The following is a 16,171-nucleotide window of genomic DNA, read 5'->3' as shown; positions in this document are numbered from 1 at the left end:
TTAGGAGGCCGCCGTCAGCCGTTCCCGCAGGTGGGTGCAGGACGCCTGGGACACCTGCTCCCGGATGGCGTCGCGGATCAGCGTGCCGCGGTGCCGCACCGTGCCGTCGGGCTCGTCGCTGAGCAGGTGTGCGTGCACCAGATCGTCGATCGAGGTCAGCACCTCCTGCACCGAGCGGCCGGTGAGCGGGGCCAGGTCGGCGGCGCTGAGCGGGCCGAGCACCGCGCACAGGCGCAGCACGTCCCAGGCCGGCTCGTTCATCCACCGGGTCCGCTGCCGGGCGATCTGCATCGCGACCGCGCAGGCGATCTCGTGCGGCCGGGTCGCGACCGCAACCAGCGCCGGGATTCCGCCGCTGCGCTCGGCCACCCGGTCGTCGTCCAGCGACGCCAGGTCTTGCGCACTCAAGGGGCCCAGCCGCAGCACGACCGTGGTGTGCAGCGCCGCCAGCGGGCGGTCGATGACCTGCGACGGGTAGCGGTAGGTCAGCACGATCCGCAGCCGCGGGCAGTTGCGGCTCAGCCAGGCCAGCTCCGCGACGCTGGCGCTGTCCAGGTCGGCGGCGTCGTCGACGGCCAGGAAGATCCGCTCGGGGCCGTAGAACAGCGAGCCGATCAGCTCCAGCTCGGCGGGGCCGAGGGGTTCGTCGGCGCGGGCGCCGTCGACGACGGCGAGGATCTCCGGACCGGCGCCCAGGTCGATCAGCACGGCGCGCAGCCAGGCGAGCCGGAACACCGACGAGCCGGCATGTCCGATGCCGACGCGGTTGGGCGCGCGCCGGGCCAGCTCGGCCACGAACGCCGACTTGCCGGCGCCGACCGGGCCGACGACGTGCACGACCGGCGGCGCCGTCGGCTCGAACAGCACCTCGAGCTGGTGTTGGCGGCCGAGGAAGACCGGCTCGGCGCCGGAGACGGGCGCAGGGGCGACGGGCCGCGCGACCGGCGCGGGCGCGCTCTCGGCGGGCGTGGTCTGCCGGTGCGCCAGGGCGGCGCTCTGCAGGCGGATCAGCTCGGCCGAGGGCGGCAGGCCGAGCTCCTCCTCGAGCACCCGCCGGCAGCGGTCGAAGATGCGCAGCGCCTGGTCCGGGCGGTCCATGGCGACCGCCGCCGTCATCGCCGCCTGGTAGCCCGACTCGAGGAACGGGCTGAGACCGATCGCCTCCTGCGCCAGCCGCAGCGACCGCGCGGGATCCTCGGGCAGGGCGGCGCCGGCGAGCGCCAGCAGGGCGTCGACCGCGGCCAGCTGCACCTCGGTGCGGGCCTGCTCGGCCCACTCCGCGTACGGGTCCTCCGGGAACGGCAGCTGGCCGGCCAGGGCGAGGATCGACGAGTGCACGGCGAGGCGGTCGGGGCCGTCCGGCGCGAGCGCGTCCAGGCTGCGGATCTGCCCGCGCAGGTCGGCCAGGTCGAGCTCGGCGCGGCAGGTGTCGAAGAGGTACCCGCCGCCGCGGGTGACGATGAACCAGTTCGCGACGCTGCCGTCCGGCTGCAGGCGCCGCCGGATCATCGACACGTAGTGCTCGAGCGTGGCGACGTGGTTGCCGGGCAGCTCGGTGCCCCAGACCGCGTCGGCGAGGGCGTCCTTGGTCTGGATGCGGTCGTGCCGGGCGGCCAGCACCGCGAGCACCTGCCGGGCCCGGCGCGGCAGGTCGCCGGCGGGCAGGATCGTGCCGCCGCCGTCGGTCACTGTGAGTGGCCCCAACACCGTCACGCGCATCTGTTCGTACTCCCTCTGTCCGCTGCGAAATCGGCGGTCTCGGCCTGCACCTAAGGATTTCGGGCGGCCCGGCCGAGCGCGCTCAAGGCGGCCTCAGGATTTCCACCGGTTTACCTCAGGGCCGGTCACTAGCTTCTGCGCCTGACTGGTGAGATGGACACGGAGAGTACGGATGACTGATGGAATGGTGACCCGGCGCGGCCTGATCAAGGGTGCGCTCGCGATCGGTGGCGGCGGGCTGGTCGTGGCCGGCGCAGGCGGTCAGGTGATCGCCGCCGAGAGCAAGCTCGCGGCGAAGAACACCCCGACCCCGTTCACGAACATGTTCCGGCGGCCGCCGGTGCTCATGCCGTGCGAGCAGGGCGTCGACGACAAGGGGCCGTTCCACAAGTACCGGCTCACCCAGAGGATCGGCCAGGCCAGCATCGTCCCCGGCCTGCTCACCACGATCGCGGGCTACAACGGGATCTTCCCGGGCCCGACCATCAAGGTGCAGCAGGGCACCCGGGCCGAGGTCCGGATCGCGAACGCGCTGCAGAACCACCCGCTGTACAGCGGCGAGTTCAACACGGTCACCCACCTGCACGGCTCGGCCTCGCTGCCGCAGTACGACGGGTACGCGAACGACCACACCAGCCCCGGGCACGCCAAGACCTACCGCTACCCGAACTGGCAGCAGGCCCGCACCATGTGGTACCACGACCACAACCACCGCACCACCGCGAAGAACGCGTTCGTCGGGCTGGCCGCGATGTACCACCTGCACGACCAGCACGAGCAGCGGCAGCTGCCGCAGGGCGAGTACGACGTGCCGCTGGTGGTCAGCGACATGGCGTTCAAGGCCAACGGCTCGGTGGCCTTCGACGGCGAGGACAACGCCGGCTTCATGGGCGACGTGATCCTGGTCAACGGCGTGCCGTGGCCCAAGATGCGGGTCAAGCCCCGGGTCTACCGGTTCCGGGTGCTGGTGTCCAGCATCTCCCGTTCGTACCGTTTCAAGCTGAGCACCGACGACCAGGTCTACGTCGTGGGCACCGACGGCGGCATGACCCCGGAGGTCACCGCGGTGTCGTCGTGGCGGCACGCGCCCGCCGAGCGCTACGAGATCCTGATCGACTTCCGCAAGTACAAGCCGGGCACCAAGATCGAGCTGAAGAACCTCAGCAACAAGAACAACGAGGACTTCGACAAGACCAACAAGGTCATGCAGTTCGAGGTGGTCGCGGATCCGGCCGGGCCCGACCCGTACGTGATCCCCAAGACGCTCGACCTCGGTCCGCAGCCGTGGGCGAACCTGGGCGCCATCGACGTCAACAAGCTGACGCCCGACATGGCCACGGCCCGGCGCCGCATGCGGCTGGAGCGCAAGCACGGCATCTGGACCATCAACGGCGAGACCTGGGACGACGTCGAGAAGAGCGGCTTCCAGCGGATCTTCGGCAACCCGAAGCCGTACGACGTCGAGATCTGGGATCTGGTCAACGAGTCGGGCGGCTGGTTCCATCCGCTGCACATCCACCTGATCGACGGGCGGATCATCGGCCGTAACAACACCCCGAACGGCAAGGCGTACGCCTGGGAGAACGGCGGCAAGGACGTCTTCTACCTCGGCGAGAACGAGACGGTCAGCGTGCTGATGCAGTTCACCACCGGCGGCGGCAACGCCGGCGGCCGCTACATGGTGCACTGCCACAACCTCATCCACGAGGACAGCGACATGATGATCCAGTTCGCGGTGGGTGACCTCAACACCAACGACCCGGTCCGCGCCGACGCGGCGTACCCGGACGCGGAGGCGGAGCAGCCGGTGGAGTACGGGCCGAGCTACCCGCTGGGTACCTGATGAAGAGCCTCACCTGGGGCAACGCCCTGCGGTGGTGCCTGGTGCTCGCCCTGCTGGCGGGCGGCGGCGCGGCGCTGGCCCGCTGGGGCGGCTGGCTGGAGGCCCCGGCACAGGCCGCCACCGGCCCGGTCAACGACGACCACGGGGACGACCTGGCCACGACGACCTTCGACGGGCCGATGGTGCGCAAGCGCGCGGCCGTCGCGATCCACCCGGCGAAGGGCGCCGACCGCGGGCAGATCGCCCGCGAGCTGCGCGCGGCGGCGCAGCGCGCCAAGCTCGGCACGCTGACCGACGCGACGTTCGCGGTGTTCAGCCCCGAGCTGCTCGAGTACCTGGTGCCGGAGCAGACGCTGGTGCTGGACGAGGGCGTCTCGGTGCCCGACGCCGAGGCGTTCATGCGCGACAACCAGCCGGCGAGCGTGGCGTTCTACCTGGTGCAGCCGGTGCTGGTGCACGACCTGACGTTCGCCGTCGTCCCGGCGGCCGGCGTCCTGCCGGCCGACGTGTCGGCGTCGATCGACGCCGAGGGCGTGCTGTCCGACTCGCTGAACCGCTACCGCACCACGGTGCAGCGCTCCGGGCTGACCGTCCGGTACTTCGGCGCGATCATCAGCGACGGCCAGGTCGAGGCCGTACGCCAGGCGCTGGGGCGCGCGGCGCGCGTACCGGGCGACCGGGTGGCGGTCGCGGCGAACCTGCCCGGTCCGGGCGTGGATCTGTCGCACGGCATCCCCGACCTGACCACGAGGTCTTCGGGCGGCCACCACAGCTGATCTGAGCTCTACCTGAAGGGCCGTCCCCGGCAACGGGTGCGGCCCTTCAGCATGCCCACAGGTGGACGGGAGTCGGGCAACACCGGCGGTGCCCAAGATGTGCGAATTCAACGCTTTTCCCCTGACTCCCCCGGAGATGCGCGTAATGAGGCTCCCGCTTCGCACCGCAGTGAGCGCCGTGCTCACCACCCTGCTGGCCACCGTCGTGGTGGCCACCCCGGCCACCGCCGGGCCGATCGGCCAAGGTTTCACCGTGACCGCCGCCGACCTGGCCTACATCCTCAAGCAGATCAAGATCGCCGAGGCGCACGTCGCGAACACCACCAGCGCGACCGGCCCCTGCGGCGCCCTGGTCGGCACCGGCCCGGACCAGCTGGCCAGCCCGCTGGTGTCGCAGGGCCTGCGCACTGTCGACGGCACCTGCACCAACCTCACGGCCGGGCAGGAGCGGTTCGGCGCGGCCGACCAGACCTTCCCGCGGATGGCCGGCAAGGACTTCCGGGCGGCCGAGAAGGCTCCGGCCGGCCTGTTCGGCCCCGGCAGCCCGTCGTTCCCGACCACGTACGCGGACAAGAGCGCGAACAACACCGTCGTCGACGCCCAGCCCCGGATGATCAGCAACCTGATCGCCGACCAGACCGCGGCCAACCCGGCGGCCGTCGCGGCGGCCAACCGGCCCGTACGCTCGCAGGGCGGCGCCACCACGCCGGCGGACGACAACGGCACGCTGTTCATCCCGAACGTCACCACCGACGTCGGGCTGTCCGCGCCGTACAACTCGTGGTTCACGCTCTTCGGGCAGTTCTTCGACCACGGCATCGACCAGACCGTCAAGGGCGGCGGCACCGTGATCGTGCCGCTCAAGACCGACGACCCGCTGATCGCCGGCCCGGACCGGGTACCCGGCAACGCCGACGACCCGAAGCCCGGCGACGCCCGCTACGTCGCACCCTCGATGCGGTTCATGGTGCTCACCCGGGCCGCCAACCAGCCCGGCGCCGACGGCAAGCTCGGCACCGCCGACGACGTGCAGGACGCGGTCAACACCGACACGCCGTACGTCGACAACTCGCAGACCTACGCCTCGCACGCCGCGCACCAGGTCTTCCTGCGCGAATACGTCACCGACGCGCAGGGCCGCCCGGTGTCCACCGGCAACATGCTGTCCGGCCCGCTCGGCGGCCTGCCCACCTGGGCGGACACCAAGATCCAGTCCCGCACCCTGCTCGGCCTGAAGCTCAGCGACGCGGACGCGCTCAACGTGCCGATGATCCTGGCCGACCCGTACGGCCGGTTCGTGCCCGGCCCGGCCCGCGGCCTGCCGCAGTACGTGACCCGTTCCGGCCTGGTCGAGGGTGACACCGCGAACCCGGTCCGGGTACCCGCGGACGTGCTGCACTTCGACACGCCGTTCCTGACCGACATCGCGCACCACGCCGACCCCACCCCGCAGGACACCGACCACAACCCGGCCACCGCGCCGGTCGCGCCCCGGGCCGACGACGACGACACCGCGAGCGCCGACTTCACCAAGCAGCCCGCCGGCACGTACGACGACGAGATGCTCGACGCGCACTACATCGCCGGCGACGGCCGGGTCAACGAGAACATCGGCCTCACCGCGGTGCACGAGATCTTCCACGCCGAGCACAACCGGCTCGTCGCCGACATCGAGCGGGTGCTCACCGAGGACGGCACCGCGCTCGCCGAGTGGCAGCTCGGCGACGCCTGGAACGGCGAGCGGATCTTCCAGGCCGCCCGGTTCGTCAACGAGATGGAGTACCAGCACCTCGTCTTCGAGGAGTTCGCCCGCAAGATCCAGCCGGGCATCAACCCGTTCCAGCCGTTCGCGTTCACCCAGACCGAGCTGAACCCGGCCGTCTACGCCGAGTTCGCGCACGCCGTCTACCGCTTCGGCCACTCGATGCTCAACGAGCGCATCGCCCGGACCCGCGAGGACGGCTCGGACGCCTCGATGTCGCTGCTCGACGGCTTCCTCAACCCGCCCGCGTACACCGACGGCGGAACGCTGACGCCGGAGCAGGCGGCCGGCCAGATCGTCCGGGGCATGTCCGGCCAGGTCGGCAACGAGCTCGACGAGTTCATGACCGACACGCTGCGCAGCAACCTGCTCGGCCTGCCGATGGACCTGGCCGCGATCAACATCGCCCGGGGCCGCTCCGAGGGCGTGCCGTCGCTCAACGTCTTCCGGCGCACCCTGCACGAGCGCACCAACGACGGCCAGCTCGCCCCGTACGTGAGCTGGGTCGACCTCGGCGAGAACCTCAAGCACCCCGAGTCGCTGGTCAACTTCGTCGCCGCGTACGGCACGCACCCGAGCATCGCCGGGGCGGCCGACCTCGCCGCCAAGCGGCTCGCGGCCCGCGCGATCGTCGACCCGCAGGACGGCGACGAGCCGCCGGCCGACGCGGCCGCGTTCATGAACGCCACCGGCACCTGGACCGCCGGGAACACCGGGCTGGACGCCGTCGACCTCTGGATCGGCGGGCTCGCCGAGACCACCAACCCGTTCGGCGGCCTGCTCGGCAGCACGTTCAACTACGTCTTCGAGAACCAGCTCACCCGGCTGCAGAACGGCGACCGGCTCTACTACCTGGCCCGTACGCCGGGCATGAACCTGCGCAGCCAGCTCGAGGGCAACTCGTTCGCCGAGCTGATCGGGCGCACCACCAGCGCGCACAGCCTGCGGGCCGACTCGTTCGCCACCGCCGACTGCGCGTTCGACCTGGCGCACCTGGCCGGCACCGTGGCCGGGTACGAGCGCTTCGGCAACCAGGTCGCCGACGACCCCGCCTCGGCCTGCGACGAGAAGGCGCTGCTGATCAGGATGCCGGACGGGACCATCAGGTACCGGGCCCGCAACAGCGTCGACAAGCCGGGCATCAACGCGCAGTCCGTCTTCGCCGGCACCGACGACCGCGACCGCGTCGGCGCGGGCAACGACAACGACACCGTCTGGGGCGGCGAGGGCGACGACGTCATCGAGGGCGGCGCCGGCAACGACATCGCGCTCGGCGGCGAGGGCGACGACGTCCTCACCGACCTCGGCGGCGACGACATCTCCAAGGGCGGGCCCGGCGAGGACGCGATCGACGGCGGCCCCGGCCTGGACCTCATCCTGGGCGGCGACGGCCGGGACTTCACCAACGGCGGCGCCAACGCCAACCTGACGTTCGGCGGCGAGGGCGACGACCTGCTCTTCGCCGGCGAGGGCGAGGACATGCTCTGGGGCGACGCCGGCGACGACTGGGCCGAGGGCGGCGACTCCCCCGACCTGCTGCAGGGCGACAGCGGCAACCTGTTCTTCCTGGACGACTCCAACAAGCCCGGCCACGACGTGCTGATCGGCCAGGGCGGCGACGACGACTACGACATGGAGGGCGGCGACGACATCGGCGTCCAGGGCCCCGGCATCGAGAAGAACGCCGGCGGCTCGGGCTTCGACTGGTCCATCGCGTCCCGCCCGGACCAGGGCGGCGACGACCAGCCGGTCGACGCGGACCTGGACCTGCCGCTGATCCCGCTGGACATCCTCGCCGCCGGCGTCCGCGACCGGTACAACGAGGTCGAGGCGCTCTCCGGCGGCGCACGCGACGACATCCTGCGCGGTGACGACGTGATCCCGTCCACCATCGGCGGCGCCGGCTTCCTGGGCTGCGACGCCCTCGACGCCGCCGGCATCGCCCGGATCGCCGGCCTGGACCGGATCATCACGAGCCTGCCGACCGCGGCCTCCGCCGTCGGCAACCAGACCGGCCGCCCGTGCGCCCTGAGCGGCAACGTGTGGGGCGAGGGCAACATCCTGCTCGGCGGCGCCGGCAACGACACCATCGAGGGCCGCGGCGGCGACGACGTCATCGACGGCGACCGCTACCTCAACGTCCGGCTCAGCGTCCGCGACGCCGACGGCAAGGAGCTGCGCACGGTCGGCAGCATGGCCCAGCTGCAGGCGGACGTGTTCGCCGGCCGGGTCAACCCCCGCGACATCGTCACGGTCCGGGAGATCCTGACCGCCCCGGCCGCCGGCCAGGACACCGCGGTCTTCTCCGGCCTGCGCGACGAGTACGCCGTGACCCCGGTCGACGACGCGCTGATCGTGTCCGGACCCGACGGCACCGACACCCTGCGCAACATCGAGCGGCTGGCGTTCGCCGACCAGACGGTCGAGGTCACCGCGCCGACCGCGTACGCGGGTGTCTCCGCCCTGGCCGGCGACGCGTCGGCGACGGTCGTCTGGACACTGCCGGAGAACACCTCGGGTGCGATCGTCACCGGCCACCAGGTCGAGGTCAACGACGGCACCGGCACCCGGCTGATCAACGCGCCCGCCGACGCGACGAGCCTGGTCGTGGACGGCCTCACCAACGGCGTCCCGGTGACCTTCCGGGTCCGCGCCGTCACCGCGAACGGCCCGGGCGAGTTCGTCGGCCCGTCCGAACCCGTCACCCCCAAGGCGGTCCCGGTCACCCCGACCACCCCGCCGACCACGCCCCCGGTCACCCCGACCACCCCGCCCGTCACCCCGACCACCCCGCCCGTCACGCCGACCACCCCGCCGGTGACGCCGACCACGCCGCCGGTCACCCCGACCACCCCGCCGGTCACGCCGACGAGGCCGGTCACCCCGGTCGCGCCGGGCGCCCCGGCGATCGGCAGGGCGACGGCGGGCAACGGGACCGTCACCGTCCGATGGACGGCGCCGGCCAGCAACGGCGGCACCCCGATCTACGGGTACGAGGTGCAGGCGCTCGACGCCGAGACCGGCATCCCGCTCGACGTCGACGTCGCCGGGCCGGACGCCACCGAGCTCACGTTCGCCTACCTGGTGCCGGGTCAGTCGTACGTGTTCTGGATCCGCGCGGTGAACGCCGCCGGAGCCAGCGAGTTCTCGGCGACCTCCAACGCGGTCACGGTCGTGGCCGCCACCGAGCCGGACGCCACCGACCCGCCCGCGACCGACCCGCCGGCCACCGACCCGCCCGTCACCGACCCGCCCGTCCCCGGGAACCCGGACGTACCGCCGGTCACCCAGACCGTGCCGGGCATGCCGACGATCGGTTCGGTGTCCGCGGGCAACGGGCTGGCGATCGTGCGGTGGACCGCGCCGGCCGACCAGGGCGGCGTGCCGATCACCCGCTACGAGATCCAGGTGCTCAACTCGGCCGGCGCCCGGGTCGGCAAGATCCGGACCGCGGCGGCAACCGCCTCCGCGCTGACGGTCACCGGCCTGACCAACGGGACGGCGTACCGATTCCAGCTCCGTGCCGTGAACTCCGTCGGGGCCGGCGCCCTGTCGGCCACCTCGGCGAAGGTCCAGCCGCGGACCGTGCCCGGCACGCCGGGTACGCCCACCGCCACCCGGGGCGCGGCCGGCGGCCCGATCACCGCCACCCTGCGGTGGAAGGCGCCGTCGTCGACGGGCGGGGCATCGGTCACCGGGTACCGGATCACCTGCCGGCGGCTGAACGCCGACGGCACCGTGCACGGCGCGCCCAGCGTGACCACCACGTCGGGCACGGCCCGCGCCCGGACGATCACCGGGGCACGCGCGGGCGCCCGCTACCGCTGCACGGTGCAGGCGGTCAACGCGGCCGGCGCCGGCTCCGGCCGGACGGTCACCGCGACCACCCGCTAGAAACAACCCCGTCCGGTGGTGCCGCACCCGCGGCACCACCGGACGTCGGTGTGGCCGGGCCACCGGTTCACGATTGGAACTTTCTTGATCGATCTCGCGCCGCGAGGATGGGCGGGGTGAGCGACTACCGACTGAGCGAAGACCCGGCCGACCTCGACATGGACCACATCGCCCGGTGGATAACCACCGACGCCTACTGGGCCAAGGGTCGCACGCGCGAGGTCGTCGAGCGCTCGTTCGCCAACTCGGTCCCGGTGGGCCTCTACACCGCCGACGGGCGGCAGGCCGCGGTGGCGCGCATCGTCTCCGACTATGCGACGTTCGTCTGGTTCTGTGATGTCTATGTCGACCCCGGCCACCGGGGGCGCGGCCTCGGCACCATGCTCGCCAACTGGTCCGTCGAGTGGGCCGAGCGCCATGGCATCAAGCGCGTGATGCTGGCGACCCTCGACGCGCACGGGGTGTACGAGAAGGCCGGGTTCGCGCCGATCGGCCACCCCGAGCGCTGGATGGAGATCGACAACAGGCCGCCGTTCTAGTAACCCTTTCGGGTTACGGGCTCACCCGAAGGCCAATTCTCGCCAGTGTGGCGTTTGCCCAGGCAGAGTGGCATTTGGCGACCCTGATGATCTGAACGACAGGCTGTAGCGCCAATCTCGTCATGAATGAACCCCCGAAACCGGTCTCTTAAGCCTGGCTTTAGGAGGGTGCTCTGACTACATTGCACCCATGACGCTCTCTGAAGAGGACTTCGAGGAGTCGGGCGTCGGTCCGCGGCGCGCCGGGATCGTGAAGATCGGGAAGCACATCGTCTCGGGTGATCGCGGATTTCGGCCCGGCGACGTGCTGCGCATCGAGTACGTCATCGACCTGCTCGGCTGCAGCCGTCCGCTCACCCGGGAGATCCTGCAGGTCCTGCAGCACAAGGGCCTCGTCACGCTCAAGGCCCGCACCGGGGCGACCGTCGAGCCGATCGACCGGTGGAACGTCTTCGACCGCGACGTGATCGAGTGGCGGCTCGACATCGCGCCACGCTTCCAGATGCGCTCGCTCACCGAGCTGCGCGAGGCCGTCGAGCCGCGCGCGGCATTCCTCGCCGCGCAGCGGGCCTCCGCCGACGTGTGCCGCGACCTGGTGAGCCTCGCGCTGGAGTTCAAGTCGATCGGCGAGGCGCCCGAGTTCGACCTCGCCTGCCGCGAGCGGTACCGCCGGGTCGACGAGCAGTTCCACCGGATGCTGTTGCAGGGCTCGCAGAACGAGATGTTCAGCGCCCTCGTCGACCAGGTGACCCGGGCCGTGAACTTCCGGATCGAGAAGGAGTGGGCGGGCGCGCCCCGGCCGTACGGGGAGGCGCCCGCCGGCGACGAGCGGTCCTTCGATCCCGTGCCCGGCAGCCGCAAGCGCTTCCCCCGGCGGCCGGAGCCGCTCGCGCTCTGGTTCCACTTCGGACTCGCGTACGCGGTCGAGCAGGGCCTCCCGTACGCGGCCGAGACCTTCGCCCGGGCCGTCCTCGCGGAGTTCCACAACGGCTACCTGAGCAATCCCGACCTGCTCGACGCGCTCGCGCGGGCGCTGCACGAGCTCGACCTCGGCGGCATGCGTGAGGCGGACCGCGAGCCGTTCCACCTCGCGATCGTGGGCGTGCTGCGCAGCCGGGACGAGCGATGAGCGCGGCCCTGCCGGTCGTCGTCATGGGCGTCGCGGGCTGCGGCAAGAGCACGATCGGCGAGCTGCTGGCGCGCCGCCTCGGGCTGGAGTACGCGGAGGCCGACGTCTTCCACCCGCCGGCCAACGTGGCGAAGATGGCCGACGGCCGGCCGCTCGACGACGAGGACCGGCTGCCGTGGCTGGCCGCGATCGGCGACCATCTGCGCGCCCGGGCCGGCACCGGCGTGGTGGTCTCCTGCTCGGCGCTCAAGCGCGGCTACCGGGACCGGCTGCGGGCCGCCGCGCCGCGGGCCTGGTTCGTCCATCTCGTCCTCGACGAGGCGACCGCCGCGGGCCGGGTGGCCGCCCGGCCCGGCCACTTCATGCCGGCGTCGCTGGTCGCCTCGCAGTTCGCGGCGCTGGAGCCCCTCGACAACGAGGCCGGCGTCGCCGTGGATGCCACCCAGACCCCGGCGCTGATCGTGGCGTCGGTACTCGCGGCCCTGCCGCCGGCCGGAGAGGAGGACGACGTACCGACGAGCAACATCCCGGCGTGACGACGGCCCGCTGGCAGGCGGGCCGTCACGTCCCGATCTCTGACGCCCTGTGCAGGAAGCCCAATGAGGAGCGGAACATGAGTAACCTTACCAACGGCCACGGCCCAGACAAGCACACCGACGGCGACCGCGCGCGGGTCGTGATCGCCTGCCTGCTGACGGCCGGTGGATTCCTCAGTTCTTCGGCGCCGATCCTGGTGATCTCAGGAGCCTGGGCGCTCGACGGCGGTACGGTGCGATACGTGATCACCATGGGCGGCGCCGTCCTGGTCATCGCGTTGCTGCTGGCCGCCGTCTATGTGGCGTCGCCCGGATCCTCTCGCCGCCGGCGGAGTGAGAGCAGGTCACGCCGTCCCTGAATCGGCAGCCGGGGCGGCTCCCGCCGACATCGGAGGAAGCGTTCCATGGCAAGACGCCTCATCGCCGCCGCGGCGGGTCTGCTACTCCTGGCCGGCCTGCCCGGCGGTTCGACGGGCGCCGCACCGGTGGTGTCGACGGAACCCACGGAATACACCGTGGTCGCCGAGGACGGGATATCCGCCGATGCCGCCGCGCGGGCGATAGCCGCAGCCGGCGGAACCGTGGTCGGCCGCAACGACGCCGTCGGCGTGTTCCGGGTGACCTCGTGGCGCGCCGACTTCGGCGCCCGGGCCGCCGCCGCGACCGCGCTGACCGGGGCGAGCGAGCGCAGGGCCATCGGGTACGCGCCGAAAGCCGGCGTGCTGATCGCGCGGGAGACCCCGGCCGCCGCCTCCGCGAAGGGCGACCCGCTCGACGACAAGCTCTGGGGCCTGAAGATGATCAAGGCCGACCGGGCGCGGAAGCGGGAGGCCGGCGACCGGCGCATCACCGTCGGCGTCCTCGACAGCGGCCTGGACGCCGGCAACCCGGACCTCGCGCCGAACTTCAGCCGGCGGCTCTCGCGCAACTTCGCACCGGATCTGGTCGACATCGACGGCCCCTGCGAGGCCGACGGCTGTCTCGACCCGGTCGGCACCGACGACCTCGGCCACGGCACGCACGTCGCCGGCACCATCGGCGCGGCCGCCAACGGCTCCGGCATCTCCGGCGTCGCACCCGGCATCACGCTCGTCGAGCTCAAGGGCGGCCAGGACTCCGGCTACTTCTTCCTCGGCCCGGTCGTCGACGCACTCACCTACGCCGGCGACGCCGGCCTCGACGTGGTCAACATGTCGTTCTACGTCGACCCGTGGCTCTACAACTGCACCGCCAACCCGGCCGACACCGCGGAGCAGCAGGCCGAGCAGCGGGCCATCGTCCAGGGCGTGCGGCGCGCCCTGGAGTACGCGCACCGCCGCGGCGTCACCCTGATCGGCGCCCTCGGCAACGGGAACACGGACCTCGGCAAGCCGGGTACCGACACGTCCAGCCCGAACTACCCGGTCGACAACGCCAAGCCGCGGCCGATCGACAACGACAGCTGCTGGGACCTGCCCGTCGAGGGCCCGCACGTCATCGGCGTCTCGGCGGTCGGGCCCTCGGGCCGCAAGGCCGACTACTCCAACTACGGGGTCGAGCAGACCTCGGTCGCCGCGCCGGGCGGCTGGCTCCGCGACGGCTTCGGCACGCCCACCTTCGAGACGAACGGCAACCTGATCCTCTCGGCGTACCCGGTCAAGGTGCTCCGGGAGCAGGGCAAGGTGGACGCGGCCGGCGACGTCACCGCCGGCAACGAGGAGACCGTCCTCAAGGACTGCACCGAGGCCGGCGTCTGCGGCTACTACACGTACCTGCAGGGCACGTCGATGGCCGCGCCGCACGTCGCCGGGGTCGCGGCGCTGATCGCCAGCAGGTTCGGCGAGCGCGACCGGTCGCGCGGCGGGCTGACGATGGCGCCCGGCCGGGTCGAGCGGCAGCTCTACCGCACCGCGGCCAGGAAGGCCTGCCCGCGGCCGCGGCTCGTGAGTTATGAGCAGGAGGGCCTCGACGACACCTACGACGCCCTGTGCGAGGGCGGCAGGCGGTTCAACGGGTTCTACGGCCGCGGCATCGTGGACGCCGACGCGGCGGTGCGGGAACGCCCGAGCTGATCGGGCGGCTCAGACCCGGCGGACCGCGAGCGGCCGCTGCTCGGCGTCGAACGCCTCGCGCGCCTGCTCGACCGCGGGGAGGTACTCGGACGACCACTCCGCGAGCGTGGCGAACAGCGGTGCGAGGCTGCGGCCCAGGTCGGTGATCTCGTACTCCACCCGGGGCGGCACCTCCGGGTGGTAGGTGCGCCGGACCAGGCCGTCGCGCTCCATCTGGCGCAGCCGCTGGGTGAGCACCTTCGGCGTGATGGTGGCGATCCGGCGCTGCAGCTCCACGAACCGCTGCAGGCCGTACTGGTGCAGCGTCCACAGGATCGGCGTGGTCCACCGGCTGAAGACGAGGTCGACGACCGGTCCGATCGGGCAGGCCTGCTCCGGCATGGAATGACTCCTCGATAGTCACTTTCCTCTAGGTACCTACTATATCCATGATGTTAGCTTCGCCCGATGTCGACATCAGACTCTCCGCGCGGTCGCACCGCGGCCGCCCCGGCGGCACAACGCCCGCCCGGGCTGATCCTTCTGTTCCTCTGCGCGGCCGGCTTCATGACGTTCCTCGACGTCTCGATCGTGAACGTCGCGCTGCCGACCATCGAGGACGAACTCACCATCTCGCAGAACTACCTGCAGTACGTCGTCACCGCGTACGCGACGGTGCTCGGCGGCTTCCTGTTGCTCAGCGGGCGCCTCGCGGACACGTTCGGGCGGCGGCGCATGCTGCAGGCCGGGCTGCTCGTCTTCGCCGGCGCCTCGCTGATGGCGGGCGTCTCGCAGGGCCCGGCCACGCTGGTCGGCGCCCGCGCCCTGCAGGGACTCGGCTCGGCGTTCATCGCGCCGGCCGCGCTGAGCCTGCTGACCAACACGTTCGCCGAGGGCGCGCCACGCAACAAGGCGCTCGGCGCCTGGGGCGCGGTGAGCGGGATCGCGTCGGTGGCCGGCGTCATCCTGGGCGGGCTCCTCACCGAAGGGCCCGGCTGGCGGTGGATCTTCTTCGTCAACGTGCCGATCGGCGTCGCCCTCGCGGCCCTCGCCCCGCTCGTGGTGGCGGAGAGCCGGGCGCAGGAGCGGCGCAGGTCGTTCGACACGGCCGGCGCCGTCCTCCTCACCGGCGGCCTGGTGCTGATGATCTTCACCCTGGGTGAGACGTTCGACCACGGCTGGACCTCGGCCCGGACGCTGATCAGCCTCGCCGTCACGGTGCTGCTGCTCGGCGCGTTCATCCTGATCGAGCGGCGCGCCGAGGAGCCGCTGATCCCGCTCGGCATCTTCCGTAAGCCGGTGCTGCGTACCGCGAACATCACCGCGGTGCTGCTGTTCGGCACGCTGGTCACGCTCTTCTTCTTCGCCAGCCTGTTCATGCAGCAGGTGCTGGACTACTCACCCGTCGAGGCCGGGCTCGCCTACGTCCCGCTGGCGATCATCGTGTCGGTCGGCGCGGGGCTGGCCGCCAACCTGGTCACCAAGGTCGCGGCGAAGCCCGTTCTCATCGTCGGGCTGACCCTGGCCGCCATCGGCATGCTGATGCTGTGGCGGCTGCCCGCCGACGCCGGCTACCTGACCCGGGTGCTGCCGGCGTTCCTCGTGGTCGGCCTCGGCCTCGGCCTGTCCTTCGTGCCGGTGCAGGTCATCGCGTTCGCCGGGGTGAGCCGGTCGGAGTCGGGCCTGGCCGCCGGCCTCATCAACACCAGCCAGGAGGCGGGCGGGGCCCTCGGCGTCGCCGTCGCCGCGACGATCGCGTTCAGCCAGGTGCACGAGCTGGAGCGGTGGGCCGGCGGCGACCCGGCGCTCATGGAGATCGCCCGGGTCAGCGTGTTCCACCGGGCCTTCCTGGTCGGCGCGGGCTTCGCGGTGGCCGGTGTGCTGATGGCGCTGCTGCTACCGAGGATCAAGCCGGAACAGCCGCCGGCGAAGGCCTGAGCCGC

General features: G+C 72.0%; 11 protein-coding genes. 9 read left to right on the top strand and 2 right to left on the bottom strand.

Going from position 1 to position 16,171, the window contains the following annotated elements; genetic code table 11:
- Nucleotides 1-1,719 carry a BTAD domain-containing putative transcriptional regulator gene (locus tag ACIBSW_RS19495; RefSeq protein ID WP_354729172.1) on the bottom strand — a complete coding sequence of 573 codons (1,719 nt, stop codon included), beginning with the start codon at nucleotides 1,717-1,719 and terminating at the stop codon, nucleotides 1-3.
- A 172-nt stretch (nucleotides 1,720-1,891) separates the two neighbouring features.
- Here ACIBSW_RS19495 and ACIBSW_RS19490 point away from each other — a divergent pair, with 172 nt between their 5' ends.
- The 8 genes from ACIBSW_RS19490 to ACIBSW_RS19455 all read left to right on the top strand — a co-directional run bounded on the left by ACIBSW_RS19490 (nucleotide 1,892) and on the right by ACIBSW_RS19455 (nucleotide 14,249).
- The gene (locus ACIBSW_RS19490; protein ID WP_354729170.1) at nucleotides 1,892-3,562 is read left to right on the top strand and encodes a multicopper oxidase domain-containing protein; all 1,671 of its coding nucleotides are present in this window, start codon (nucleotides 1,892-1,894) and stop codon (nucleotides 3,560-3,562) included.
- Nucleotides 3,562-4,338, top strand: coding sequence for a hypothetical protein (locus ACIBSW_RS19485; RefSeq protein ID WP_354729168.1), 777 nt, complete (start codon nucleotides 3,562-3,564; stop codon nucleotides 4,336-4,338). The genes ACIBSW_RS19490 and ACIBSW_RS19485 overlap by 1 nt, the downstream gene beginning before the upstream one ends.
- Before the next feature lie 145 nt (nucleotides 4,339-4,483).
- Nucleotides 4,484-9,994: a peroxidase family protein gene (locus ACIBSW_RS19480; protein ID WP_404799385.1), complete on the top strand. Its 5,511-nt coding sequence runs from the start codon at nucleotides 4,484-4,486 to the stop codon at nucleotides 9,992-9,994.
- 158 nt (nucleotides 9,995-10,152) lie between these two features.
- Nucleotides 10,153-10,533 (top strand): GNAT family N-acetyltransferase, encoded by a 381-nt coding sequence (locus ACIBSW_RS19475; protein WP_354730521.1) that lies wholly within the window; start codon nucleotides 10,153-10,155, stop codon nucleotides 10,531-10,533.
- A gap of 190 nt (nucleotides 10,534-10,723) precedes the next feature.
- The gene (locus tag ACIBSW_RS19470) at nucleotides 10,724-11,662 is read left to right on the top strand and encodes an FCD domain-containing protein (protein ID WP_354730519.1); all 939 of its coding nucleotides are present in this window, start codon (nucleotides 10,724-10,726) and stop codon (nucleotides 11,660-11,662) included.
- Complete coding sequence (locus tag ACIBSW_RS19465) at nucleotides 11,659-12,198, top strand: gluconokinase (RefSeq protein WP_354730517.1); 540 nt, start codon at nucleotides 11,659-11,661, stop codon at nucleotides 12,196-12,198. The genes ACIBSW_RS19470 and ACIBSW_RS19465 overlap by 4 nt, the downstream gene beginning before the upstream one ends.
- A gap of 77 nt (nucleotides 12,199-12,275) precedes the next feature.
- On the top strand, nucleotides 12,276-12,557 hold the full coding sequence (locus tag ACIBSW_RS19460) for a hypothetical protein (RefSeq protein ID WP_354730515.1): 282 nt from the start codon (nucleotides 12,276-12,278) through the stop codon (nucleotides 12,555-12,557).
- A gap of 45 nt (nucleotides 12,558-12,602) precedes the next feature.
- Nucleotides 12,603-14,249: a S8 family serine peptidase gene (locus ACIBSW_RS19455; protein WP_354730513.1), complete on the top strand. Its 1,647-nt coding sequence runs from the start codon at nucleotides 12,603-12,605 to the stop codon at nucleotides 14,247-14,249.
- 9 nt (nucleotides 14,250-14,258) lie between these two features.
- On the opposite strand, the gene ACIBSW_RS19450 is transcribed toward ACIBSW_RS19455, so the two are convergent.
- The gene (locus ACIBSW_RS19450; RefSeq protein ID WP_354730511.1) at nucleotides 14,259-14,630 is read right to left on the bottom strand and encodes a helix-turn-helix domain-containing protein; all 372 of its coding nucleotides are present in this window, start codon (nucleotides 14,628-14,630) and stop codon (nucleotides 14,259-14,261) included.
- Between the two features lie 66 nt (nucleotides 14,631-14,696).
- On the opposite strand from ACIBSW_RS19450, the gene ACIBSW_RS19445 reads away from it, so the two are divergent.
- Complete coding sequence (locus ACIBSW_RS19445; RefSeq protein WP_354730509.1) at nucleotides 14,697-16,166, top strand: MFS transporter; 1,470 nt, start codon at nucleotides 14,697-14,699, stop codon at nucleotides 16,164-16,166.
- Nucleotides 16,167-16,171: the final 5 nt, after the last annotated feature.

Origin of the sequence: Actinoplanes sp. NPDC049668, assembly GCF_044465445.1 — a bacterium.
Lineage (GTDB): Bacteria > Actinomycetota > Actinomycetes > Mycobacteriales > Micromonosporaceae > Actinoplanes.
Note: the sequence above shows the minus strand (reverse complement) of the source record. Positions and strands in the feature narration are given on the sequence as shown.